The following is a 24,077-nucleotide window of genomic DNA, read 5'->3' as shown; positions in this document are numbered from 1 at the left end:
ATGGACATAGAGACGAAGTGGCAGAATGCCTGGGAAAGGGACGGAATATTTGTCCCAAAGATAGATGAACGGAAGAAGTTCATGATAACGGTACCGTGGCCATATACCAATGGATCGCTTCATGTTGGGCATGGCAGGACATATACGCTTGGAGACATCATAGCTAGATACAAGAGATCCAGAAATTATAATGTGCTGTTTCCCATGGGATTCCACCAGAGTGGTACGCCGATACTAGCCTTTTCCGAAAGGATAAGGGCAGGCGACAGGGCCACTATCGATCTCTACAGATCGTATCTTCAGGAATATGGAGAAAAGGATGTAGATTCTATAATCGAGAGTTTCAAGGATCCAAAGAATATCGCAGATTACTTTTCCAATGCCATAATTAATGATTTCAAACGGCTCGGATACTCCATCGACTGGACGAGGCGTTTCACATCCGCTGATGAATTCTATCAGAAGTTTGTGCAATGGCAGTTCAGAAGACTGAACGATAAGGGCCTGGTAAAGCAGGGAAAATATCCAATACTTTACAGCCTGGATGATGACAATGCGGTTGGCGAGGACGATATAAAGGATGGAGATACCGACAAAGTCACGATAGAGGAATACACAGCGATATTCTTTCACGGAAGATCCTTCGATCTGATCGCTGCCTCGTTGAGGCCGGAAACCATATACGGAATAACAAACCTGTGGATCAATCCGAATGCAAGATATGTTAAGATCCGTATAGCAGGTCGTGAGGCTGTCGTCTCCGAGAATTGCTTTACTAAGCTGAAATTCCAGAGGGATGATGTCGTTCTGCTGGGAGAGATCAGCACAGCTACGATACAGAAATACACCTATGAGACGCCGACAAAGAAGCAGGTCAAGGTGTATCAGGCCGATTTTGTGGATCCAGATGATGGTACGGGTATAGTGTACTCCGTTCCGTCACATTCAGTATATGATTACGTTTATTATAAAAAGAAGAGGGGGCATGAATTCCCAGTCATAATAGAAGCGCCCATCAAAATGGCGGATATAGAGGCTAAATATGATTTGAATTCAGATGAAGGGCGTGAGGAGGCAACGAGGGATCTGTACAGGAATGAGTTCTATTATGGTAAGCTGATCGATTCAGGAAAGTATACAGGTATGCCCGTACGGGAGGCCAGAGAAGCTGTGAAAAAGGATCTAATCGATGATGGAAATGCGTTCATATTCTACGAGACGTCAAGGCATGCGGTGACTAGATCTGGATCGAAGGTCATCGTAGCGGTGCTTCCAGATCAGTGGTTTCTGGATTATTCTCAGACATGGCTCAAGGATCTAGGCCACAGCATGATAAATTCCATGGTCATGCATCCGGAAGTATACAGGAGCGTAATGAACGATGCGATCGACTGGCTGCGTGAGCGTCCCTGCGCAAGAAGAAGAGGGCTTGGAACAAAACTGCCTTTTGATGACAGGTGGGTGATTGAATCTCTGTCCGATTCAACTATATACCCGGCTGTTTACACGAATTCTCTGCAGCTGAGGGATCTATACATCAAAGGCGACCTGAACGATGAGGTCATGACAAGAATATTTCTGGAAGGATCTCCGTTGAACGACAAAGAAGAAGAGGCCAAGAAGCAGTTCAATTATTGGTATCCTGTCGATATAAGACTCACAGCCATTCCGCACATATCCAATCACCTCTCTTTCTATGTTCTCAACCATGCCGCCATATTTCCCAAGGAAAGATGGCCTGCAGGACTCATAATATCTGGTCTTGTGGTTTCAAACGGTGCTAAGATATCCAAGAGCAAGGGCAACGTCATATCGCTTCTGGAAATTACGAAAAAATATTCAGCCGATATATATAGGCTTTATGTGGCAGTCCAGGCGGATATATCGTCCACGATGGACTGGAATGAAACGGATCTGGCAGGCATAACCAGGAGATTCAATGAATTCAAGGATTTACTTTCAAAATTCAAGGCTGACGAATCTGATCTGAACTTCTATGAGGCATGGTTCGTAGCCAGGTTCGCAGTGAGGCTTAAGCAGTTCTTCGAGAGCATGGATAAATATCAGATAAGGGATGCATACATCAACATATTCTACGGGGTTCTGAACGATTTGAAATATCTTGCATCCAGAGGCGGAGATGTGAACAGAGCTATTACACCGGTACTCGCTGACTGGATCAGGTCTCTCATGCCGGTAATACCACATCATGCGGAGGAATACTGGCACATGTATGTATCGGATACATACGTGTCCGTGGATCCGTTCCAAGAGAACTTCATGGACAGATACGAACGCATGGTCAGGAAATTCGCAATGACATGCGATCAGATGTATAATGCCATGGATTATGTTGAGAGGGTACTGCAGGACATCAAAAATATAGTTCAGGTCACCGGCATGGAGCCAAGGTCTGTTGAGATAACGGTCGCGAATGACGATGTCATGAGAGCCGCCCAGGAATTTCTCAACAATTCGGTTTCAGGGCAGTCCAAGAAATACATGCAGTACCTGGTGAAGCGCAGAAAGGACATAATGATCTACGGTTTCGACGAGTACGACGTCCTTCAGAGGAATCAGGTTTACATATCCAAAGAAATAGGCTGTCCCATAAGGATACAGAGAGGTGATGTCATAAACGGAAAAATTGCACTTCCCGGCAAACCGGTCATATATATTTCATGATTCATAATACCAAGATAAGTAATTTCATATATTATTAATGCATATCTACATGTATTTAAGTATTTAAAAATAAGGTGACATATATGCCGGAAAGCATGGATCCTTTTGAGATGGCCTTGCAGCAGCTTGAGAAAGCCGCCGCGGTTTTGAAACTGGATGAGCAGGCTCTGGAGATACTGAGGCAGCCTGAGAAGATCCTTCAGGTGAGCATACCTGTAAAGATGGATGACGGTAAGGTAAAGGTATTCACTGGCTTCAGGGTCAGATACAATACCGCCAGAGGCCCTGGCAAGGGTGGTATAAGGTATCATCCGGAGGAGACCCTTTCAACGGTAAAGGCTCTTGCCGCATGGATGACATGGAAATGCGCTATAGTTGACATACCTTTTGGAGGTGCCAAGGGTGGAGTGATCTGCGATCCCAAATCCATGAGTCAGGGTGAGCTGGAGAGGCTCAGCCGTGGCTATATAAGGGCAATCGCTGATTTCATAGGACCAGATGTCGATGTACCAGCACCTGATGTCTATACGAATCCACAGATCATGGCATGGATGATGGATGAATACGAAAATATAGTGAGGCATAGTGCTCCAAACGTAATAACCGGAAAACCTCTCGAGGTTGGAGGATCCGAAGGCCGTGGAGACTCCACCGCAAAGGGTGGAATGTTCGTTCTCAGGGAGGGTGCAAAGAGGATCGGTCTCGATCTTTCAAAGGCGCGCGTAGCCGTTCAGGGCTTCGGGAACGCAGGGCAGTTCGCGGTCAAGTTTGTTCAGGAGATGTTCGGTGCAAAGGTCGTGGCCGTATCCGACACGAAGGGCGGAATATTCAAGAAGGATGGCATAGATTACAGTTCTCTGCTCGATCACAAGAGGAAGACAGGATCGGTCGTCGGTTTTCCTGGATCCACTCCGATCACGAATGAAGAACTACTGGAATCAGATGTGGATGTTCTCATACCTGCCGCCATAGAGGAGCAGATAACCGGAAAAAATGCGGACAAGATAAGGGCAAAGATCGTTCTTGAGCTGGCAAATGGACCAACAACACCTGAAGCTGATGAGATCCTCTTCAAGCGCGGAATACTCGATCTTCCAGATTTCCTGTCAAACTCAGGTGGTGTCACAGTGTCGTACTTTGAGTGGGTTCAGAACAACTATGGTGAATATTGGACCGCCGATGACGTATATAAGAAGCTTGATCAGAAGATGACCAAGGCTGCGCACGATGTCTTTGATGCTATGGATCGCTATAAGGTGAATCCTAGGACGGCGGCGTATGTTGTATCAGTCAAGAAGGTAGCTGACGCAATGAAGGCCAGAGGAATGTGGTGATCCTCTCTGTAAAATCAGAATCATTTTTGCTGAAAATATTGAGATTGAAAATCTATACACCTATCTATTTTGCGAACGATGATGAATTTAAATTTTATGTATATTTAAAAAAATGATTTATTATTTTTTAGAATCGTCAAGTGCAAGTACCGGTTTCCATCCTTCGTGTCTGTACTTTGCTACGGTTATCTCCTCAAGGCTGAGACCCTTGGTTTCAGGTGTGAAGAATATGGTGAAGAACAGTGCCAGCAGCATCACCACAAAGAGGACAAAGAAGAAACCCTCCTTTCCAAGAACGGTCGATTTTGACAGATATGGAAAGAGGAACGCCGAGAGGAACGAAACTATCCTTGTGATACCCGTGGCGCTGCCCATGGACGAGCTCCTCAGCTTGGTCGGAAGCAGTTCTATGGCATAGAGGCCCATGGTATTTCCAGGTCCAAGGTTTCCAAGTGCATAGTCTATTATGAACGCGAGTATGCCTATGGCCAGGAATATCTGTCCTCTTCCGCTCGCGGCGAAGAAGAACAGCAGCATGGCAAGAGCCATGGATCCGAAGCCGAGTATCTGCAGCGGCCTTCTTCCCACACGGTCATTCAGCATGACTGCGCCGAACGCGCCCATGAAGCCTATGGGCATGTAGAATACGAATGAATAGAGGAGCGTATAGGAACCAACGACGCCCAGTTCCTTCAGGATGAGTGGAGAGTACAGACCTATGCCGTATCCGGCTATGTCATACAGGATCCACTGAATCCAGACTATCAACGTTCTTTTGCCGTATTCACCCTTGAAGAGAGATCTCAGCGAACCTGATCTGATTCTGGATTCCCTATTCCTCTCCGCCAGTATGCTGTCCATCTCCTCCTTCTTAATGCCGATGCTGTCTGCAACGTCTCTTATTTCCTGTTCAGATACGCTCTTATCCGCAGCCTTCCATCTTATGGATTCTGGCATTTTCATCCTCATGACCACAACTATGATGGCAGGGATCGCACCAAGACCAAGCGTCCAGCGCCATCCTGTCAACGGATCGACAAGATAGAAGGCGTATCCGATTATGAATGCCGTGGCTGCGCCTAGGCTCCAGAAAGTCCAGACCCAGCCATAGCCTCCGCCTCTCTGTCTGTTGGGATACATCTCTGTTGTGTAGACAGGGCTGAGGGCATAATCCGCACCAACACCTAGACCGACAAAGAACCTGAACGCGATCATCTCATATATATTCGTGGCGAGAGCCGTCAGAATTGCAAAGATCGCGAAAAATATCAGATCGAATATGTACAGGTACCTTCTGCCGATCCTGTCTGCATAGTGCCCAAATAGCACCGCACCGACAAAAGCTCCCAGCAGAGCAGATCCAGTGACAAACGACTCTGTGAACGCCGTGTACCTGAAGATCTTGTAGGTCACCAGAACCAGCGTGAAAACGGATATCACGCTGAGGTCGTAACCATCAAGAAAATATCCCATCGCGGAGAGCGAGGTTATTACAGACCTTCCTGGCACCTTTGTTGCCTTTGCATTTGAATTCGCTTCCATCATGCGATCAGAGGTAGGGAAATATTAATTTTATTCCTTATATGATATAGTGCTATATTCACTCATGTTCAAGATATATGGATTCCTTAAAAATGGAGATGATCATGAAAGAAAAACATCAAAATACGGCATAAGGAATAAATATCACTGCGTGATGTCCTCGTCCGTCGTGGAAAGCTGCCTTATCCTTGAGATGCCGTCTATCTCGTGGATCACCTCAACAACCGGATCAGGAACATCCTCTTCCCAGGGTTGGCCTGCGATCATCTTTTCCCTTATCTTTGTGCCTGTCCACTCCTTTCTGTTCACCATCGGCAGCGAACGTACCTCATATCTTCTCTCCATGAAGAGTCTTCTCACCAGCGGGTTATTGGTATAGACTATGTCGAATTTTGGAGTAAGTGCCTCGACATGAGAGACCCAAAGAGAGTTGGCATTCACATCCTCTATGGGTACCAGGTAATAATTGTAAATATGCTCCTTTTCGAGCGTTCTGGATATCATCAGATGGCGCTCTCCTGCGGTGAATGGATTGATCACCGTGTGCGAATACTGCGCCGAACCTATACCTATAATAATGGAATCGTTCTCACTTAATATGCGCTTAACTATCTCAAGATGTCCCTTGTGAAATGGCTGAAACCTTCCAATAAGAAAGGCCCTCTTTTCAGATCTGGTTTCCATTGATGAGGAAGTATATCTGCCCATATATTTTTATCTCATCCATGAAATTTTCTTTCTCCGATATATTGTTACCGCGTTCATCATATCCTTGGAACAGATGGTCCTAAGGTTCAATGGTTTCGTAAGAAGAATCATCGTTTTGAATTGATCATCATAAATGCTGTGGCAAATATGTCTCCGATGGATCCTTCATATGGGTGTATATTTATGATGTATGTGGAGATATATGTAGCGTTTGATGGTACATCTATATGTTCCGGATATATTCGAATACAGTAAATTTCATAATGTTTTTCGTTTTTAAGTTTTCATTTTCTTTCTCCAGGAGCGATCAAAAACATATTTTAATACGAAGGTAATAACCATAGTTGAGTAAATATGGATTTCAATATACTCATAGGCGGTCCGCAAGGAGGCGGTATAGATACAGCCGCTAACCTTGTTGGAAAAGCAGTTGCAACTTCTGGATACGGTGTTCTCAGCGTTAGAGAATACCACTCAAATATAAAGGGGCGCCACAGTTATACCCATATGAGGGTGATGGAAAAGCAGCCGAGGTCTCTAAAGTACCCTGTGAATATTTTTGTCGCACTTGATCCTGACACGATATTCGAGCACCTAGATGACGTATCTGAGGTGTCTACCGTTCTCTATGATAAGACAACCGAAGATTACGATCTGCAGGCTGCTAGAATGATAATGAGAGATACCTCTGCCAAGATCAGGAGAATACTCACGGAGAATGGATTCGAGACCACCATAAGGGGGGCTCTGGAATACATGAAGAAGCGTGGTGCGCATTTGCTACCCATACCATTCTCTGATATTGCAACCCAGGCAGTTCCGGATGGAACTCCGAGCAGATATTACAACACCATTGGAGCAGCCATAACACTGGCCATAATAGGAATAGACAGAAAATTCGCTGATGATGCGATATCCTACATATTCAAGGGCAAGCAGCAGGTTATCGAGGAAAATGTAAAGGTGGTTGATGCTTCTTACAAGTTCGCTCAGGACAGCAAGGTTGCGGGTAAGACACTGCCCGCCTTGCCTACACCGAGGAAGCTGTTGCTCACCGGGAATGATGCATCCGCACTGGGCAAACTTCTGGGTGGGTTAAGATTTCAGACATACTACCCGATAACGCCTGCAAGCGATGAGAGTACAACGATAGAGGAACATCAGAATATAAAGTGGCTGGCAAACGAGGCTAAGAATCTTAAGAAGGGCGGTGTTGTCATAGTTCAGACAGAAGATGAGCTATCCGCGATAAACATGGCCATAGGCGGTGCGCTCACGGGCGTGAGATCGGCGACTGCAACCAGCGGCCCTGGTTTTTCACTGATGGCTGAGGGTCTGTCATTCGCCGGTATGGATGAGGTACCGCTAGTCGTCACATTCTATGAGAGGGGCGGGCCGAGCACAGGTCTTCCGACTAGGAACGGCCAATCCGATCTGCTCTTTGCTCTGAACGCTGGACATGGCGAATATCCGAGGATAGTGTTCTCCTCGGGAACGGTTGATGAATGCATATACGACGCTGCAAAGGCCCTGAACTATGCAGCAAAATATCAGCTCCCGGTCATACACCTTATAGATAAGAATCTGGCCAATACGCTGGATCTGATATCAAAGATTGACCTTGACAATATAAAGATAGAAACGGTAAAACTCGCAAAGGAGGGTGACGATGTCAAGCGTTACGATCTCAATACGGAAAACGGCGTTTCTCCATACACAACCATGGGGAGAAACATATTCTGGATGACCGGAGATGAACACGACGAACTTGGACATGTCACCGAAGATTCGGACATCAGAGACAGGATGATGGAGAAGAGATTCAAGAAGCTGGAAACGGCGGACAAGGAGATCCCGCTTGAGGAAAAGGCGATCCTCATAGGTGATAAGGAAGCCGATGTAACGTTCATCACATGGGGAAGCCAGAAGGGGCCGATACTCGATGTTATCGAAGATCTGAAGGAAGAGGGTATCTCTGCCAATCTCCTCTACCTCAAGATGTTCTCGCCATTCCCAGCTGAATTTGTTAAGGATGTTATAAGCAAGGCAAGACTTGTTATCGATGTGGAGAGCAATTACACTGCTCAGGCAGCACAGATGATCAAACTCTACACTGGCATCGATATCAAGAACAAGATACTGAAGTACAATGGCAGGCATATGACGGAGGATGAGATCCTGAAGTCTGCAAAGGAGATATTGAATAAGGAAAGTTTGATGGTGGTGCTTGAAGATGGTTCATAATTTTAGAAATGATATAACGGTTGATTGGTGCCCGGGATGCGGAGATTTTGGTATATTGACCGCATTGACATCGGCACTGCAGGAATTGAATCTGGGCGCTCACGATGTTGCTGTGATATCCGGTATAGGATGCTCTGGAAAGACACCGCATTACGTCAACGCAGCTGGTGCACACACGCTCCATGGCAGGGCAATACCTGTTGCCGTGGGTGTTAAGCTGACGAATCCCAAGCTGAAGGTCATTGTAACGGGTGGTGATGGCGATCTGATGAGCATCGGAGCGGGCCATCTGGTTGCTGAAGGAAGGAGGAACAGCGGAATAACGGTTCTGATGTACGATAACGCCGTATACGGTCTGACGAAGGGGCAGGCCGCACCCACATTGAAGCTTGGCGTTCAGACGAAGAGCCTAGCAAGGCCGAACATATACGATGCTATTAACCCGATCATGCTGGCCATTTCAACTGGATACTCGTTTGTTGCCCGCGGATTCAGCTTTGAGATCGCGCACCTGAAGAATATAATAAAGCAGGCCGTGATGTTTCCTGGATCTGCTTTTATCGACATTCTGCAGCCCTGCCCAACCTACAACAACATAAACACGATGGACTGGTACAAGAAGAGGGTATACAAACTTGACGACGACAAGACATGGGATCCGGTCGTCACAGAGAACGATCCAAAGGCCGAAGAGAAGTACAACAGAGCCATAGAGAAATCCTTCGAATGGGGCGATCGCATACCCATCGGTATCTTCTATGTGAATAAGAAGATCCCACCGTTCACAGAGAGACTGAAGCAGTACGTTGACAACTACGAAAATGTCCCCCCAGCAGCGCAGGATGTCAAGACGCCGGATGGAAGGCCCATACTGGATCCATTCGAGACCTTCAAGGACAAGATAATTGTCTGATTTTTTTGAAAAATAATATCAATGGAACTTCTCCAGAAGTTCCGATGCTTCTTTTATCTGTTCTGTATCAGCACTGAATGCGAATCTTATGTATCCCTCTCCTGCAGGTCCAAAGACGGGGCCAGGAGACGATCCCACGCCTGTCTTATCCAGGAGATAGTAGGTCATATCCCATGAATCTTTGACACCCTCTGGAAACTTCTTTATCCTGCACCACAGGTAGAAGGTTCCGCCTGGTTTTATGGGTTCGAGATATGGTGATTTCAGCACCGCATTGTATATGATATCGCGACGCTTCTGATACTCATCCCTCATCTGGCCAACAAACTCCTGCGGTCCTGTCAGAGCCGCAACGGCGCCGTATTGAGTTGCCGAGTTTACACCGTTGATCGTGCATCTAAGCAGCTTCTTCATCCTCTCGTATAGCAGATCGTTGTTTGTGTGTGCATAACCTATTCTGAGGCCACTCATTGCGTACGTCTTTGACATGGAGAAGAGAGATATGGTGTCATCGTACTTTGATGCAGGGCTCACATGCTTTCTTCCGTCAAATATCACGTCCTCATAGGCCTCATCACTAACGATGAATATCCCCTTGGACTCAGCGAATGATATGATATCGTCGATCTGCTTGGGTGTGAATACCAGACCTGTGGGGTTGTGCGGGCTGTTTATGAATACAGCCTTGATCTTTTCGTCATCCTCGTACTTCAGCAGATTCTCGGTATAGTTCTCAACAGGAACCCTCACCGGAACGCCTTCAGCGAGCTTTATTATCTCAGCTATCTCAGTCCACATAGGATCCGGGATGATGACCTCGTCGCCTGGACTGATGAGTGATCTGAACGTTACGTAGAGGGCATTCATTCCGCCGTTGGAGACTATGACATTTTCAGGTGTCGCATTCTTAATGCCGTTCTTCCTTACTAGTTTCTCAGCAATGGCCCTTCGCAGTTCTGGTATTCCAGTGGAATCAGTATAATGAGTTTTGTTGTTCTCTATGGCCCGTTTTATGGCTTCCTTGACATGGGGCGGAAGGGAAAAAGACGGATCTCCGGATTCCAGCCTGTAGACCTTCTTACCGTTCCTCTGCATCTCAAGAAGCTGATCCCTTATCTTGACGATGGCCCCGAAGGAAATATCGTCAACCACGTTCCTGCCTATAATTGATTGTTTCATACGTGGGTTGATTTTGAATCATCATATAAATTATTAGGTAATATCATGGACAATATGACAGCATTTTTGCCTCCAGGTATACCGCAGTATCTTAATATATTGAACCGTGGCGGAAAAGGATTTTAAATCTTGATCGCATGCAATACTATGACCGTGAAGATAACCTGGCATGGACATGCATGCTTCTCTATAGAGGGGAAGAAGAATGTTCTGATAGATCCGTTCATAAAGGACAACCCCGTGGCAAAGGTCAAGTTGGAGGATCTCAATCCAGATCTCATACTCGTAACGCATGGCCATTATGATCACGCGGCCGACGCTGTTGCCATAGCCAAGAGAACAGGTTCACCAATACTGAGCGTGTTCGAACTGTCTGAGATATTCAAGGAGTCCGGCGTCAAAACCATAGATATCAATCCTGGTGGGACAGTGGACTTCGATGGAATTTCGGTGAAGGCAACGATAGCAACGCATTCATCCAGCTATGATGGTAGATATGCAGGAAATCCAGTGGGCTACGTGATCGATATGGGCAGACGCATATATCATGCTGGAGACACTGGATACTTCAAGGATATGGAGATCATAGGTTCAGTAGATAGGCCGGAGATATCGCTGTTACCCATAGGTGGCCACTACACCATGGACGTTGATGGGGCTGTGGAGGCCCTTAAGATGCTAAGATCACCCATAGCCATACCAATGCATTACAATACGTTCGATGTGATCAAAGCCGATCCGATCAGATTCAAGAACCTTGCCGCGACTATAGGCACATACGTAATAATACCGGAGATAGAGAAACCAATAGATCTGTAAAATATCAAAAAATTATCTTTTTCCCTGACAGCATTCCTGCTCTCAGGCCAGATCTAATCAAACGTTGAGCCAGTTCTTTATCATTTGTTATGACCATAGCGCCGGTCTGCTTCGCTGCGGATATTATGCACTCGTCTCCCTTGCCCGGAGCTTCGATTATTCTAAACCTCTTGCAGTATTCATAAGCAACCTTTGCATCCACGTTTCTTCTGGACAGACCGTATAATTCAGCCATGACACATGATGGTATGACCATAGTGCTTATGCCCGGTATTTCCAACACGGCATCTTCAAGCCTTATCTTCTTCTGCACAGCGTATATGAGGACGTTTGTATCAACGATCACATAGTTCGGGATATCAGAAGCCATCTTCCTTCAATTTCTTTATTATCTCTTCCTTTGCAGCCTGATAGTTTGACGTATCCACCATATAGACCGGATATCCGGACGACTTTTCGATGCTGTATCTCATTATGGTTCTGTATTCGTAAAGGTGCGAGGCCAGTCTCGTTCCGGGTGAATTTCTGTGTGTGTAATTTATACGTTCCACAAGTCTCTTCCTGTGGGTTTCCTCATCTTCTATGTACAGGTATATCATACGTATTCCATCCATAACATCGGCGGGGATCATCTCTGGCAAAAAATAAAGTGATTCAACTATCAGATCCTCACCGTTGGATATGGCTCTGCGAAGCATCCATTCTATACCTGTCATCATCAGCCCAGCCTGATCCCTGTATCCCCTTATTATGTTCTCCTGAGACATCGTTCCATAGGGCTGCCAGGCGTCGTAAACGCTCTTCTGTATGAGCTGTTCGCTTTTCATGAGAGGCCTCACGAATTCGCGGAGGTAGTCGCCGGACAGCATTATGTTTATACCGAATTCCCTTGCGATCGATCCTGATATGCTCGTCTTTCCTACGCCAGGTACACCGCCGATGAACAGTATACGAGAATCCATTTATATCACCTCCCAGTACCTCATCAGATCCCTGGAGTCTATCACCTCTACATGCTGGGACAGCAGATCCAGGGCCTCGAAATAGGTTCTCTCTGATATGGTGGACGTTGCGTCGGAAACCACGAATGTGTAATAGTCGTGAAGAAGCGATTCCATGGCTGATATGTATATATCAGATTCGGTGAAGAAGCCGGTGAAGACGATCGTCGTCTTTCCCGATTCTGTTATGATTCTGGCCACGTCCTCGCTTGAGAATATGTCCTCATTGTACACCTCTATGCCCTGGATCAGGCCAAGATCGTTGAACTGTCTTATGTAATCATCGTCGTAGCTCGATGGGGACATGAGGCTTATGAGCTTCTGACTGTACTTTCTGCTTATGTACGACGACAAACGTGACTGCCGGAATTTTCTCTCAATGGCCAACATCGGTATCCCGTATCTCTTGGCAGCAGAAATTATGAAATTCATAGAGGTAATGAACTCAAGCTTGCTGAATATCTGCTTGAAGTTATCCAGTGTTGCGTTCATCAGCACTATCATAGAATTCGCGGGATCGAGATCAGCACCATCGTAGTCAACCATGTGAAGCACCGATACATCTGGGCATTATTTGATGGTTAATTATTTTATCCACACGTGAAAAATTAAAGTATTCTCTAAATATAATCTCATAAGGTAGTTCATTTGAGCCTTCAGATCAGCGTAGTGGCTGCAACTCTTAACGAAATGGATAACATAGAGATATTTCTGGACGAAGTTGAAAAACAGCTTGCCGGATATACCTTTGAGATAATAATCGTCGACGATAACAGCAGAGACGGTACGAAGGAATATCTGGCGAAGAGGATGGCAAATGACGAACATCTCAGGGTTATAGAGAATGCAACCAGGGTTGGGATGCTAGGTTCGTTGAAGATGGGTATAGATAGAGCGAATGGGGAATACTGCATAGTCATGGATGCTGATCTGCAGCATCCGCCGGAGGTCATTTCCAGGATAATTGATAGGCTCCAGCAAGGGTGCGATATAGTTGTGGGAAGCAGGTATACGGATGGCGGATCGGCTGGAGACAGGAACAGCTACAGGGCAATACTGTCCATAGGTGCGCAGTACATGGCATACGCGATCTTACCGTCCTCGAGGCTTACAACGGACCCTATGTCCGGGCTATTCGGTTTCAGGATGTCTCTTAACCATGACTTCAACCACAGAAACAGATTTCGACTCACAGACATGGGGGCAAAGATACTGCTCATAATCCTCGCTGAAAATAGAAAGAGTCGTGTGTGCGATATCGGCTATCAATTCAGAGGCAGAGAGAGGGGGAAATCCAAGATAGTAAATGGTACATCCTTTTTAAAAAGATATATATCAGAACTGCTTGATACCTACATTATAGACAGGGAGTGGGCAAGAAGATAGAATGTCCGCATTCACTTTTTTGCGTTTATTCTACATTTCTGCCGCCTTCATTGCTCCATCCTTCAGGCTCCTCTTTCTTTGCTCTCCCCTTGCCGCGGCCACCGCCGGATCCCTTAGGCCTACCCCTGTGCGGATGCACTCCCTTGGATTCGATCATGCGTTCCAGCGTTGATATCGCTCCCTCTACGCTTTCAGAGAATCTTATAGCGTCAGCGAGATCCCTCCTCCCTATATATTCCAGCCACGTCGCTATATGGCCTTCCTTCAGATGATAATACAGGGCGGCGCCATCGTATTGATTCAGACATTTCATTTCATAAAGAAGACTCTTCTCATCGCACGCTATGCCAATTAAGCGATCATACGATTTAAAATAGAAAGGTTCCATACTTAATAATTAATTTATAATATTTAAGATTTTATAAAGAAAAATAAACTGTATTTTCTGTCCTTGTCTTTCCATGGGCTAGTTTGATCAGGATCTTCAGTTTTATACAAGTTTTTCCACAGATAGCAAATTGTCTATCCTATCTGCTGATATCCAGGCGCGTCTTGTAATACCTATACCAAAGCGTATATAGGAAAGTTCATCTGGATTCCCCGCAAAAGAAGCTATAGCAATGCGTACGTCGTTTTTCCTCAATGAAAACAGGAAATCACTTGATGGCCTCATCGATTTAGAATCGATCATTATAGAACATCTGGATGCTGTGCATGCTCCTATTATCTTCGACACCTTTTCCTCACCAGGTGTGCCAATAGCATCCAAATTGGTCAGAAAACGAACTTTTTCATCCTTTATGTATTTAACAAGGCTATCAACATCATCCTTGAACGATGATGCATCGATGCATCTGAATGTGGTTTCGGTTTTCTGCACTGAATAATTTCCATTCAATGTATATGCTCTGATCCTGAAAACCCCATGCGCATCTTCTGATCCATCATAGGCTAAAATATAACCGTATCCGTATTTCTTCATCTCATCATGAGCTCTGGATACATCGAATTTCACGCACATATCAGCATTTAGAGAATCGTATTTTACTATATCTGGTAACTTGCCCATCTGGGCAGCCTCAAGCTCACCCCTATCTTCCCGTAACTCTGGATCTATGTAGGATAGGCCAAGCGTCCTGTATATGTAATCTTCATCATGTCCAGCCGCAACATTTTCCTGATCCCTGAATAAACCATACTCATTGAGCTTCATTCCATGATCTATGGCGATCTTCCTCATCCTTATGTTGTGATCCTTGCTTCCCGTGAAATACTGTAGTGCGGCGCCGAAACTCTCCCTAGATATGATGCGCAGATCGCAAGTTGTTCCAATATCCAATGCAACGGTGGATTTCTTTTCTCCCTTTGCGATCACGGATTTTACTTTGGGCATTGATGTGAATGCATCCATCATCTGCAAGGGTTTTTCCGTGACGGCTAATATATCAATATCTCCCAGCGTGTCCTTCATTCTTCTTGTTGAACCGGCAATCTCTACCCTCTCCGCAAGCCCTGTCTGGATCAGATAATCTCTTATCTCAACGGCTCTAGCATATCCTAAGGGTAACGGTATCCTGCCAGCTGAGGATTCATAGATCTTCAGACTTTGGGACAAGATTTCTTCACTTTTCTCACCAAATCCGGGGAGATCCCGTATTCTATGATCTTCGATAGCCTTCTTCAGATCGTTCAGATCCTTAACACCGATCGATCTGTACAGCATCAGAATTCTCTTTGGGCCAAGGCCCTCTATCTTTGTCAGAGTCTCGAAATCTATTGGATAATTTTTTCTGAGATCCTCATATTTCTTTATGGTTCCTGAATCGATGTATTCTGCGATTCTGTCTGCAATCCCCTTACCTATGCCAGGTATCTTCATCAACGCTTCTTTTCCGCCAGATCTGTATACTGTTTCTATATCGTCCTGAAGCGATTCCAGAGACCTGGCAGCCCTCAGATAAGCATTCGCCTCAAAGCTGGATCTTTGATCGCCGCTGGCCTGTATCATGTAGGCTATTTCATTGAAGATTCTGGCGATGTCTCTATTTATCATATTATCATATTCCCTTTGATGGCTTTAATCTTATCCAATATGGCGATGATTCATGATCGTATATTAGAATCTTGTATTCGGAGAATATCATCTCATATATTTTAGCTAAGATCTGCCAGCATTTTCATGATATCTTCAGCGTTCCCTTCTTCATGTCTTCATATATTGATAAGATAAACGATCCGTTCGTGGACAAGTACGGTAATAACCTTATTTTATTGATTGATCTTGTTATTATCATGAGCAAGATAGCTTCTATTGAAAAGATAACAGAAGAAAAGGTGTCACAGCAGGTATTTCCATATACAAAGCCAACCGATTATTACAAAGAGATGATAGGGGAGGTTTCACCTGCTGAGGCAGCTATGATCACGAATATAGTTTTTGTAAAGATGAGGACGGAGAATGGAACAGAGAGCATAATCTCCGTGACTGAACCTGTTTGGAACTATCTCGACGGCATAAGAAAATATGTAAAGCTCTTCGATGTCTCAGAGATCAGCAAGGCATGGGATTTCCTTTACAGGATCACGCTCCCAAACGGCCGATCAGGTCTTGCGTTACATGCTATAAGCGCTATCAACCTGCTGATGTACGATGCCTACGCCAAAGAGATAGGTGTACCGGTGTATAATCTCATCGGCGGTTCCACAAGGCATGAGATAAGGGCCTATGCAAGCCATCTGCATCCAGATAAGGAGGAAAATCTCGAAGCTGAAGCAAGAGGCTATCTCGAAGAGGGATACACGGACATGAAGATGAGATTCATAGCTTCGCCTTCCGATCCATATGCAGTGGAAAAGAACCTGCAGCTTGTCAAGGTGATAAGGGATGTCGTTGGATACTCTGTTAACCTAGCCGGAGACTTCTGGATGTCTCTCAACTACAATTTCGCTTACAAAATGATAAGGGCTCTGGAAAAATATGAACTTGCATGGATAGAGGAGCCGCTTCTACCGGATGATTTCGAAGGCTATGCGAGGCTGACGAGGAAGGTGGAAATTCCAATCTCAGCAGGCGAGCACCATTATCATGTATTTGATTTCAAACGCCTATTGGATGCAGGAGTGACGATTTTGCAGCCTGATGCAACCTGGGTCGGTGGAATAACACCGATGAAGAAGATAGCTGGACTGGCTGAGTCCTATGGCGCCCAGGTCATTCCGCACGCCGGAAATATATACAACCTTCACTTCATAGCCTCTGAGCCTGAGGCCATCACGCCCATGGCAGAGTATCTGACAAGATACAGAGACTGGATGGAACAGCATATAGTGAATGTGCCTAAACCTGTCAAGGCAAGGTTCACGCTTGGAAAGGATGCAGGATTCGGGATAAGATATGACCTCTGAGGAAGTTTATTCAATCAAGGTTTTGAAGGTTGGCGAATCCGAGGTTCCGGGGGCAGAAGTTTACTGGATGAAGGACTTCTGGACCTGGGAGCGATTATCATTCCACGTCGTGCTGGCATACAATGATCATCGTACGTTCATGATAAATACAGGAATGCCACTTGATCTTAGCCTGAGAAACGAGGAGATGAGAAAGTTCGCCGGCGATAGGGCGTTGTTCAGATCCCTGGACACAATATCTGTGATGCATAATGCTGGATTCGATCCAGACGATATAGACTTCATAGCGTTCACACCTGTCCAGGATTATACAGTCGGCCGTCTCAACGAGTTTAGAAAATCAAAGATATTCATATACAGAGATGGATGGATAAAGGACATAGCTGCTCCTGCATTTGCATATTTTCACAACAGAGATCTCTTCATACCTAAGAACATCTTTGATTTCATCTATGGCGCAGGCTGGAAAAATGTGATTTTCTATGATGGGGAAGTGGAGCTTGTTCCGGGTATAAGGGCCATTCCTGTAGGATGCCATCACAGATCATCCGTAGCATTTATAATAAACACGAATTCTGGTAAATATGTCTTCACGGATGCGTCATTCAAGGCCGAAAATCTCGTCAGGAAGATCCCGATCGGAATAGCCGAGGATATCTATGAATGCCTTTCCGCATACGAGAAAATTGAAAAAATAGGCAATTTATTGCCCGCCTATGATCCATCCATAGATGGGCTTCAGATAGAATGACCCTGACTATTCTACCGTGTTCATGAGCGTTCCTATGCCGGTTATGTCCACCTCTATGACATCTCCATGCTTCAGCCACACCCTCTTATCTTCCGGCATTCCGAGGATCACTCCTTCTGGTGTTCCTGTGAACACCAGGTCTCCAGGCTCCAGTCTGAAATATCTGGACAAGTAATCCATTATCTTCGGAACATTGAATATCATATCAGCGGTATTTCCATCCTGCCTGATCTGGCCATTAACCTTCGTCTGAATTCTAAGATTTCCAGCATTTCCCAGCTCGTTTTTACTAGTGATCAGAGGCCCGATGGGTGCGAAGGTGGGGAGGGCCTTTCCAAGAAGCCATTGTGACGTCCTGAACTGCAGATCGCGTGCTGATACGTCGTTTCCCACGGTATATCCAAAGATGCGATCCCCTGATTCATTGTGTTCGCGGCCTACGACCAAGACCAGTTCCCCCTCGTAATCCAGCTGCCGAACGTCGTTTGGTGGTCTTATATTTTCACCAGGGCCTATGACGCTATCTGGAAATTTTGAGAATATGGTGGGATACTCCATTACATTCTGCTTTGACTCCTTGGCATGTTCTCGATAATTGACACCTATACAAAGTATTTTTTTCGGCCTCAATACTGGAGACAGGATCTTAACGTCTTTCATATTCTTTCCAGATAATTTATCAATACGATCTTCTATCGATCTATCCACCTCGTTAAGATCAATATCGGATGCAATGAGATCATCTGTTACACTGAAATCGGTGAATTTACTCACTAATTTGGCTATCTCGCTGAATGGATAGATAGCATCGCCTCTGACGACCGCTCCCGCAGGACCATGTTCAGATAAGAAGTTGAGTACCTTCATGTTTATCCCTATGGTTTCAGTATGATCTTCGAATATCTGGAATCTGGCGAAAGCTCCTCGTTGAAGGAATCTTCACCCTTTTCCAGGGGTCTAATATCGTACCATCTCTCGTTTATGTCCAGAAAACCTCTGTTGATGAGATCGACTGATCTCCTGAAATTATCATCAGAGTAGCAGAATGAACCGTAGGTTTCGATCTCGCTTCTTATCATATAATTGACGGGCACTGCTGCCTGCGGCTCATGCAGACCGACGAAGACAACTCGACCGCCCCGGGCTACAGAGCTGATGGCCATCATCCTTGTATCCTGCGTGCCCACGGCATCTATAACGACATCGAAGTCCTTGGGTATGTTCTTCTCTTTTTTGCTGTTTATCACTTTTGTGGCCCCCCAGTGCAGCGCATGTTCAAGCCTGTAATCATTGATATCTACAACAACACGATCAACAGTCCCATAAGTCTCCAGTAGCTTTGCAGACAGCAGTCCAATTGTTCCTGCACCTATTATGAGAGCTTTATCGTCAATCTTAGGCATAGCATGGAATACTGCTCTGAACGCGGTGGCAAGAGGTTCAGCAAGCGATCCCTCAGGTTTCTCCACTATCTCATAGCATGAATAGTCCGGTACATTGACGTATTCCTCAAAGCCTCCGGGATAGTCGACACCTATCAATTTTCTATCTGGACAAAGCTGTCTGTTTCCAGTTCTGCAGTATCTGCATTTTCCACAGGTGACAAGGGGATTCACTGCAACATTTTTTCCTAATAGATATCTATCTGAATCTGATCCTACCTTGACGACTTTGCCTGTGAATTCATGACCCATTATGGATGGAGGTTTTCTGAGTTCGTTCTGACCAACGAATGCGGACAGTTCAGAACCACATATCCCGGCATAGTTCACCTTCAGCGTGACGAATCCAGGTTTTGGATCTTCTGGTTCTCTATCCTCAACGGCCATCTTTTTAATATCGGTCCAAATCAATGCCTTCGTTGTTATCGCCATGTAACTATTTTTAACACACATAAAAAGGTATAATCGGAAACGTCCACCATCAGCATAGAAAGACCATTAACTGTATATTGGACGAATCCATATTTTCAAGGATTTCTGTTCATAGGTTGATCATGCACGATCAATACCTTATAATTTCAGATATCTTTTGTAATACATTTTTCGTGCCTATGGAATATCAAGTGAGCTATTCCTAAGCTAAAGCTTCGGATCACCTCGATCTCACTCAAGTATCATCCACTTGGTCATCGTTGATGATGCAAAGGAATGTGGGAAGACTATCTATAAATATTTCCATTGGGGGATGTCTGTGCATCTCTTGTCTGAAGAAGAATTACAGCTTCCCCAAATCCATAACCTCTCTTTAAATGCTGTTTGCGTTCATGCATAGTCGTTCGCGAAGGTCATAGTCTTTTGAGATCGTTCATCAGCTTGAATAGCTTCATACTCGTCATGGTCTTCGATTCCGCATTTCTTATATATTCCTGAACGGTTGACTTGGAAAGTCCGAAATATTCAGCAATCTCCCTGATTCCTGCTCTCCGCGGTATATCATAATAACCCTGATTATATGCTTCCAGCATGATCTGCATCTCAATTGGTGAGAAGTTGAAATAGGGCATCAGAACCTCATAGAAATTCGGGAAGTATTTTGCCCTGAACTCATAAACGTGTCCTAGAGATTGCAGCTCGTTCTTTAGATCGTTCACGTTCTCTGAAGGTATGACTGCGTATTTCTCCTCCACGCCGTGTTTGACAAGATCAAAGTCAAAGATACTATTGTAGTCACTGAGTTTTCCCTGTATCATACCGCTGTACGTTTCGTAAAGATCCACTATGTAAACATTTCCCTTAAGTTCACTGATGCTGAGTCCCACAAGTTTCTTCACCGTGCCGGATCTGCTTAATTCTCGCATAAAATCACGCAGGGTATGCTTACCTCTAACCTTAAGCTCAAATAGGCCATATATGATATCTCTGTCCTTAAATGGTAAAAGTTTCAATGTATGTACCATTACATCGTAGTTTTCCGTGATTCTGCTCCAGCAGTTATCATGAGTCATCCTGAAATATACCATTGAAAATTTATCATCAAGATTCCTCGGAGCATATTTAAGTATCATAATTAAGTATATTAGAACATTATTTAATATTTGCTAACTTCATTAACATAGATCTTATTTGTTAAAAATATATAGATATTTATCCTCTTTCTAATCCATTAGAATCTAATCATATAACCAGGCTCTTAAATGCTTTAAATAAAATATATCTTTAAACTTCAATTTGTTTAAAGTCTTAAGAGATCGTTATATAGATATTTAAATTTTAGAAATTTTTAAATTTCTTATTATGATTTTATAAATATAATTCTACTCCATCCAGCATCACCATCGATAATTTTTATTGGCAAAGCAATTAGGATTCCCTCTATGAAGCTTTCTTGCTCTTGGAACCTGACCTGTGTAGTATTCAATTCTTCTCCTATATATATTTTCCGTTCTAATAATAATCTATGTGTCTTGAAAATATGGATGTTATTATCATTTGTATCTTTTGTAAATCCGGCTATGCTCACCCCATCTGTTCCAACGAATTTAATTTTCTGTGAAGAGAGGTATGTTGCACCTGAAATATCAAGATATGGGTAATCTGTACTATAGAAATCTCTATCGTAATTATTAGTCCATCCCGTATAGAGTATAATCATATCGTTTTTTTCTATCTGTTCATGAAAATTCATTAAATCCTCTTTTGTTATTTCTTCTTTTCTTTTTTTATATGATAGATTGAGTATGATTGCTCGGCCGATAAGAGAAGTAATAGCTGTTTCTGATATATCCAATCCACCATCTATCATATGTGAAGGCGCATCAATATGCGTACCGGTATGTGTATTTAAGCAGATTTTAGTATCTTGGAAACCATCAGTTGATGTGATATGTAATTTCTTAAACTCTGGATTCTCAACTGTAGGGTATGTTCTCATTGATTTATTCAAGTTGATAGATAGATCAATTATTTCATTATTAAAAATCCAATTTAATATTTCATTTCGATCCATTACTATCACCTAATAGGCTATAGACTCTAATTCTGCGTTTGGATTTATTTTCTTTCCTGCTAGTATTATTAGGCTGCTGAAAGGAATAATAACAGCAATTATTAACCATGTCAAATGGATATTGTGGGTTGCGGAAAGAACTGCTGAGAAAAGAAATCCACCTGCAGCATAAGATGCAGCAATAAGAGCCATACTAAAAGCAGTGGCACTTCCTCTTGCGCGCGTTGGAAAACTTTCTGATATATACATGAACCCGGGCGCCGCAAACGTTCCATTGCTGAAGAAATATAGGGGTATATAAGTATACATGATAGAATCAAAATTGCCGGGTTTAGCAATGAAATAGAATATTAGAGCAAAAAATGGCATTAATATTGAGCTCAATACCCAAGCTTCACGTCTTCCTATCTTCTGTCCATACCATCCGGCTAAAGGATAAGCAAAGAATCCTATTCCAGAAGCAATTAGTAATATCGTTACAGCTTGTGAAGATGTCAAATTGTAATAACTCACAAATATCGCCGCAATTACCACGTTTGTTGTGACGAAAGAAAGGGTATAGAATATCCATGCAAGATTTACCGAGAGAGTCTGTCTCAGAAGGTCATGTTCAAATAATTGTTTATATGTAAATTCCTTGGCTTTTTCTATATTGATTTTGTATTTTGGCTTATCTTTTGCGTTCAGAGCACTTTTCATGTCTGTGAATCGATCACTTTCTTTTATCCAGATCCTACCAATTATAATTACTATAAGCGGCAGAACTCCAATTACATAGAGACCTCTCCATCCTATTTTTGATACCAATGCTAGATATATACCTGATCCTATAAATACACCAATTGGCCATCCGCCTTGTATAAAGCCATATAAAGTACCCCTTAGGTTAGATGGTGATTCTTCAGTTACCAATGTCAGTCCAGTTGGAAGCTCTCCGAATGCACTACCATCTGCAACAAATCTTAGCCCAATTAATTGGAAGAAATTAGTAACTAATGAAGTAAATCCTGTGAAGACCGCTGAGACCAGCAAGACTATCTGAAACATCAATTTCCTTCCTAATCTGTCTATCAATGGACCATAAATAAGAACCATGGTAAACATTCCTAGATAAACAATTCCACTGATTAATCCAGCTAAGACCGTTCCAAAATGCAAGGACTGCTCCATTAATGGCAAAGTCTCTGTTAATAAGTTAAAATTGAACGAGGCCATAGCCCATCCAAAGAACGCTATTATCGTCAAATAGAGCAGATATCTTTTACTCTTCCCTGATTCCATATCTTTATATGAATAATATTGTATATAATTTCTCTTGCAGACCAGTCCAGAAGTATTTTAAATATTATCATAATATCTAATTTATATGGACATTGAAAATAAGGGGAATATTGCAGAACAACTAGTGGAGAAAAATAGGAATAAAAGATATCAAGCATTCTTACTAATTACTGCATTTTTGGGTTGGACTATGGTGGTCTATGAATGGAACGTCTTCGGCATATTACTAGGGCCTGCATCTCAAATACTTAAAATTAATTCAGCGCAAGTTGGTTATATGCTCTCTGCGATACAATTTGTAATGGTACCCATTATCTTTGCTGTTGGCTATTACATTGATAAAGTAGGCAGAAAGCTTATGTATCAACTTACATTGGTTGGTGCTAGTGTTTTAACAGCGCTAACTGGTTTCGCAACATATGTTGGTATTGTTCCACTAATATTGGTGAGAGCCGGTACACAAGGAACAGCTCAAAATGAACAATCTGTAGCTGCTTCTTTGATCACCGAAGAGATGCCTGCCAGATGGAGATCATTGCTTTATTCTTTTGTTCAGTCTGGTTGGCCATTTGGAGTCGCAATAGCAGGCTTGGTTGTTTCATATTTATATAAACCATTAGGTTATAAATATATTTTCCTTGTAGCTGTAATCCCTATGTTGCTAGTGATAATCGCCAGATTTTGGGCAAAAGAATCTGTCAGATTTGAGGAAGTTAAAAAAGCCAGAGAAGGTAAAATTGACAGCGATGTTGTACTATTTACAAAGCCGGAAAAAGTAAAGAAAAATTTATTTCGACAAGCCTTTGATGTTGATGTTAGAGGCAGAACAATTAGGTCATTCCTTCTTTATACGTTCTACCTTGCCGGACAGGTTCCTGTCG

At 43.7% G+C, this 24,077-nt stretch carries 22 protein-coding genes; 9 read left to right on the top strand and 13 right to left on the bottom strand.

The annotated features are described in order from the left end of the window. The gene (leuS, locus tag Q0C15_RS04170) at positions 1 to 2,685 is read left to right on the top strand and encodes a leucine--tRNA ligase (protein WP_297216558.1); all 2,685 of its coding nucleotides are present in this window, start codon (positions 1 to 3) and stop codon (positions 2,683 to 2,685) included. 83 nt (positions 2,686 to 2,768) lie between these two features. Further along, entirely contained in the window at positions 2,769 to 4,019 is a 1,251-nt protein-coding gene (locus tag Q0C15_RS04165) for a Glu/Leu/Phe/Val dehydrogenase (protein WP_297216555.1), read from the top strand. 120 nt (positions 4,020 to 4,139) lie between these two features. On the opposite strand, the gene Q0C15_RS04160 is transcribed toward Q0C15_RS04165, so the two are convergent. Together Q0C15_RS04160 and Q0C15_RS04155 are read right to left on the bottom strand one after the other, a co-directional pair. Then, complete coding sequence (locus Q0C15_RS04160) at positions 4,140 to 5,561, bottom strand: MFS transporter (protein WP_297216550.1); 1,422 nt, start codon at positions 5,559 to 5,561, stop codon at positions 4,140 to 4,142. Between the two features lie 144 nt (positions 5,562 to 5,705). Beyond that, the gene (locus tag Q0C15_RS04155; RefSeq protein ID WP_297216547.1) at positions 5,706 to 6,245 is read right to left on the bottom strand and encodes a nicotinamide-nucleotide adenylyltransferase; all 540 of its coding nucleotides are present in this window, start codon (positions 6,243 to 6,245) and stop codon (positions 5,706 to 5,708) included. Between the two features lie 378 nt (positions 6,246 to 6,623). Between Q0C15_RS04155 and Q0C15_RS04150 the strand changes: the two genes are divergently transcribed. Further along, positions 6,624 to 8,513: a 2-oxoacid:ferredoxin oxidoreductase subunit alpha gene (locus tag Q0C15_RS04150; RefSeq protein ID WP_297216545.1), complete on the top strand. Its 1,890-nt coding sequence runs from the start codon at positions 6,624 to 6,626 to the stop codon at positions 8,511 to 8,513. Beyond that, on the top strand, positions 8,503 to 9,426 hold the full coding sequence (locus tag Q0C15_RS04145; RefSeq protein WP_297216542.1) for a 2-oxoacid:ferredoxin oxidoreductase subunit beta: 924 nt from the start codon (positions 8,503 to 8,505) through the stop codon (positions 9,424 to 9,426). The genes Q0C15_RS04150 and Q0C15_RS04145 overlap by 11 nt, the downstream gene beginning before the upstream one ends. An 18-nt stretch (positions 9,427 to 9,444) precedes the next feature. Here Q0C15_RS04145 and Q0C15_RS04140 read toward each other — a convergent pair whose 3' ends face one another. Then, on the bottom strand, positions 9,445 to 10,605 hold the full coding sequence (locus Q0C15_RS04140; protein WP_297216540.1) for a pyridoxal phosphate-dependent aminotransferase: 1,161 nt from the start codon (positions 10,603 to 10,605) through the stop codon (positions 9,445 to 9,447). Between the two features lie 147 nt (positions 10,606 to 10,752). Here Q0C15_RS04140 and Q0C15_RS04135 point away from each other — a divergent pair, with 147 nt between their 5' ends. Next, positions 10,753 to 11,424, top strand: a complete 672-nt coding sequence (locus Q0C15_RS04135; RefSeq protein WP_297216537.1) for a metal-dependent hydrolase — start codon at positions 10,753 to 10,755, stop codon at positions 11,422 to 11,424. Between the two features lie 4 nt (positions 11,425 to 11,428). Here the strand turns inward: Q0C15_RS04135 and Q0C15_RS04130 are convergent, their stop codons facing one another. From Q0C15_RS04130 to Q0C15_RS04120, 3 genes are read right to left on the bottom strand one after another with little or no spacing between them, the layout of a single operon-like run. Continuing rightward, entirely contained in the window at positions 11,429 to 11,794 is a 366-nt protein-coding gene (locus Q0C15_RS04130) for a PIN domain-containing protein (protein ID WP_297216534.1), read from the bottom strand. Next, positions 11,784 to 12,386, bottom strand: a complete 603-nt coding sequence (locus Q0C15_RS04125) for a mevalonate-3-phosphate 5-kinase (protein WP_297216530.1) — start codon at positions 12,384 to 12,386, stop codon at positions 11,784 to 11,786. Before Q0C15_RS04125 ends, Q0C15_RS04130 begins: the two co-directional genes overlap by 11 nt. Next, a complete protein-coding gene (locus tag Q0C15_RS04120; protein ID WP_297216528.1) occupies positions 12,387 to 12,971 on the bottom strand; it encodes a cysteine hydrolase family protein in 585 nt (194 codons plus the stop codon). Between the two features lie 102 nt (positions 12,972 to 13,073). Here Q0C15_RS04120 and Q0C15_RS04115 point away from each other — a divergent pair, with 102 nt between their 5' ends. Further along, positions 13,074 to 13,811, top strand: a complete 738-nt coding sequence (locus Q0C15_RS04115) for a glycosyltransferase (protein ID WP_297216525.1) — start codon at positions 13,074 to 13,076, stop codon at positions 13,809 to 13,811. A 25-nt stretch (positions 13,812 to 13,836) separates the two neighbouring features. Here the strand turns inward: Q0C15_RS04115 and Q0C15_RS04110 are convergent, their stop codons facing one another. Together Q0C15_RS04110 and Q0C15_RS04105 are read right to left on the bottom strand one after the other, a co-directional pair. Continuing rightward, positions 13,837 to 14,199 carry a hypothetical protein gene (locus Q0C15_RS04110; protein WP_297216522.1) on the bottom strand — a complete coding sequence of 121 codons (363 nt, stop codon included), beginning with the start codon at positions 14,197 to 14,199 and terminating at the stop codon, positions 13,837 to 13,839. Positions 14,200 to 14,301: 102 nt separating this feature from the next. Next, positions 14,302 to 15,864 (bottom strand): helix-hairpin-helix domain-containing protein, encoded by a 1,563-nt coding sequence (locus Q0C15_RS04105; RefSeq protein ID WP_297216519.1) that lies wholly within the window; start codon positions 15,862 to 15,864, stop codon positions 14,302 to 14,304. 239 nt (positions 15,865 to 16,103) lie between these two features. Here Q0C15_RS04105 and Q0C15_RS04100 point away from each other — a divergent pair, with 239 nt between their 5' ends. Both Q0C15_RS04100 and Q0C15_RS04095 read left to right on the top strand, forming a co-directional pair. Next, entirely contained in the window at positions 16,104 to 17,216 is a 1,113-nt protein-coding gene (locus tag Q0C15_RS04100) for an L-rhamnonate dehydratase (protein WP_297216516.1), read from the top strand. After that, a complete protein-coding gene (locus tag Q0C15_RS04095) occupies positions 17,206 to 17,967 on the top strand; it encodes a hypothetical protein (RefSeq protein ID WP_297216513.1) in 762 nt (253 codons plus the stop codon). Before Q0C15_RS04100 ends, Q0C15_RS04095 begins: the two co-directional genes overlap by 11 nt. A gap of 6 nt (positions 17,968 to 17,973) precedes the next feature. Here Q0C15_RS04095 and Q0C15_RS04090 read toward each other — a convergent pair whose 3' ends face one another. The 5 genes from Q0C15_RS04090 to Q0C15_RS04070 form a co-directional block, all read right to left on the bottom strand. Further along, positions 17,974 to 18,834 carry a fumarylacetoacetate hydrolase family protein gene (locus Q0C15_RS04090; RefSeq protein ID WP_297216510.1) on the bottom strand — a complete coding sequence of 287 codons (861 nt, stop codon included), beginning with the start codon at positions 18,832 to 18,834 and terminating at the stop codon, positions 17,974 to 17,976. Between the two features lie 8 nt (positions 18,835 to 18,842). After that, entirely contained in the window at positions 18,843 to 19,841 is a 999-nt protein-coding gene (locus Q0C15_RS04085; RefSeq protein ID WP_297216507.1) for an alcohol dehydrogenase catalytic domain-containing protein, read from the bottom strand. A gap of 413 nt (positions 19,842 to 20,254) precedes the next feature. Continuing rightward, the gene (locus Q0C15_RS04080) at positions 20,255 to 20,974 is read right to left on the bottom strand and encodes a helix-turn-helix domain-containing protein (protein WP_297216505.1); all 720 of its coding nucleotides are present in this window, start codon (positions 20,972 to 20,974) and stop codon (positions 20,255 to 20,257) included. A 227-nt stretch (positions 20,975 to 21,201) separates the two neighbouring features. Further along, a complete protein-coding gene (locus Q0C15_RS04075) occupies positions 21,202 to 21,915 on the bottom strand; it encodes a cyclase family protein (protein WP_297216500.1) in 714 nt (237 codons plus the stop codon). A 9-nt stretch (positions 21,916 to 21,924) separates the two neighbouring features. Further along, positions 21,925 to 23,196: an MFS transporter gene (locus Q0C15_RS04070; RefSeq protein ID WP_297216497.1), complete on the bottom strand. Its 1,272-nt coding sequence runs from the start codon at positions 23,194 to 23,196 to the stop codon at positions 21,925 to 21,927. A gap of 85 nt (positions 23,197 to 23,281) precedes the next feature. Between Q0C15_RS04070 and Q0C15_RS04065 the strand changes: the two genes are divergently transcribed. Further along, on the top strand, positions 23,282 to 24,077 hold a 796-nt coding region (locus Q0C15_RS04065; protein ID WP_297216494.1), incomplete at its 3' end, for an MFS transporter.

The sequence above is a fragment of the Thermoplasma sp. genome, assembly GCF_023256435.1.
Taxonomy (GTDB): domain Archaea; phylum Thermoplasmatota; class Thermoplasmata; order Thermoplasmatales; family Thermoplasmataceae; genus Thermoplasma.
This window is presented reverse-complemented; position numbering and strand designations above follow the sequence as displayed.

Bases quoted from the DNA above. Each gene is read 5' to 3' on its own strand.
- leuS (WP_297216558.1), top strand. From the start codon at position 1: ATGGACATAGAGACGAAGTGGCAGAATGCCTGGGAAAGGGACGGAATA.
- Q0C15_RS04165 (WP_297216555.1), top strand. From the start codon at position 2,769: ATGCCGGAAAGCATGGATCCTTTTGAGATGGCCTTGCAGCAGCTTGAG.
- Q0C15_RS04160 (WP_297216550.1), bottom strand. From the start codon at position 5,561: ATGGAAGCGAATTCAAATGCAAAGGCAACAAAGGTGCCAGGAAGGTCT.
- Q0C15_RS04155 (WP_297216547.1), bottom strand. From the start codon at position 6,245: ATGGAAACCAGATCTGAAAAGAGGGCCTTTCTTATTGGAAGGTTTCAG.
- Q0C15_RS04150 (WP_297216545.1), top strand. From the start codon at position 6,624: ATGGATTTCAATATACTCATAGGCGGTCCGCAAGGAGGCGGTATAGAT.
- Q0C15_RS04145 (WP_297216542.1), top strand. From the start codon at position 8,503: ATGGTTCATAATTTTAGAAATGATATAACGGTTGATTGGTGCCCGGGA.
- Q0C15_RS04140 (WP_297216540.1), bottom strand. From the start codon at position 10,605: ATGAAACAATCAATTATAGGCAGGAACGTGGTTGACGATATTTCCTTC.
- Q0C15_RS04135 (WP_297216537.1), top strand. From the start codon at position 10,753: ATGACCGTGAAGATAACCTGGCATGGACATGCATGCTTCTCTATAGAG.
- Q0C15_RS04130 (WP_297216534.1), bottom strand. From the start codon at position 11,794: ATGGCTTCTGATATCCCGAACTATGTGATCGTTGATACAAACGTCCTC.
- Q0C15_RS04125 (WP_297216530.1), bottom strand. From the start codon at position 12,386: ATGGATTCTCGTATACTGTTCATCGGCGGTGTACCTGGCGTAGGAAAG.
- Q0C15_RS04120 (WP_297216528.1), bottom strand. From the start codon at position 12,971: ATGGTTGACTACGATGGTGCTGATCTCGATCCCGCGAATTCTATGATA.
- Q0C15_RS04110 (WP_297216522.1), bottom strand. From the start codon at position 14,199: ATGGAACCTTTCTATTTTAAATCGTATGATCGCTTAATTGGCATAGCG.
- Q0C15_RS04105 (WP_297216519.1), bottom strand. From the start codon at position 15,864: ATGATAAATAGAGACATCGCCAGAATCTTCAATGAAATAGCCTACATG.
- Q0C15_RS04100 (WP_297216516.1), top strand. From the start codon at position 16,104: ATGAGCAAGATAGCTTCTATTGAAAAGATAACAGAAGAAAAGGTGTCA.
- Q0C15_RS04095 (WP_297216513.1), top strand. From the start codon at position 17,206: ATGACCTCTGAGGAAGTTTATTCAATCAAGGTTTTGAAGGTTGGCGAA.
- Q0C15_RS04090 (WP_297216510.1), bottom strand. From the start codon at position 18,834: ATGAAGGTACTCAACTTCTTATCTGAACATGGTCCTGCGGGAGCGGTC.
- Q0C15_RS04085 (WP_297216507.1), bottom strand. From the start codon at position 19,841: ATGGCGATAACAACGAAGGCATTGATTTGGACCGATATTAAAAAGATG.
- Q0C15_RS04080 (WP_297216505.1), bottom strand. From the start codon at position 20,974: ATGATACTTAAATATGCTCCGAGGAATCTTGATGATAAATTTTCAATG.
- Q0C15_RS04075 (WP_297216500.1), bottom strand. From the start codon at position 21,915: ATGGATCGAAATGAAATATTAAATTGGATTTTTAATAATGAAATAATT.
- Q0C15_RS04070 (WP_297216497.1), bottom strand. From the start codon at position 23,196: ATGGAATCAGGGAAGAGTAAAAGATATCTGCTCTATTTGACGATAATA.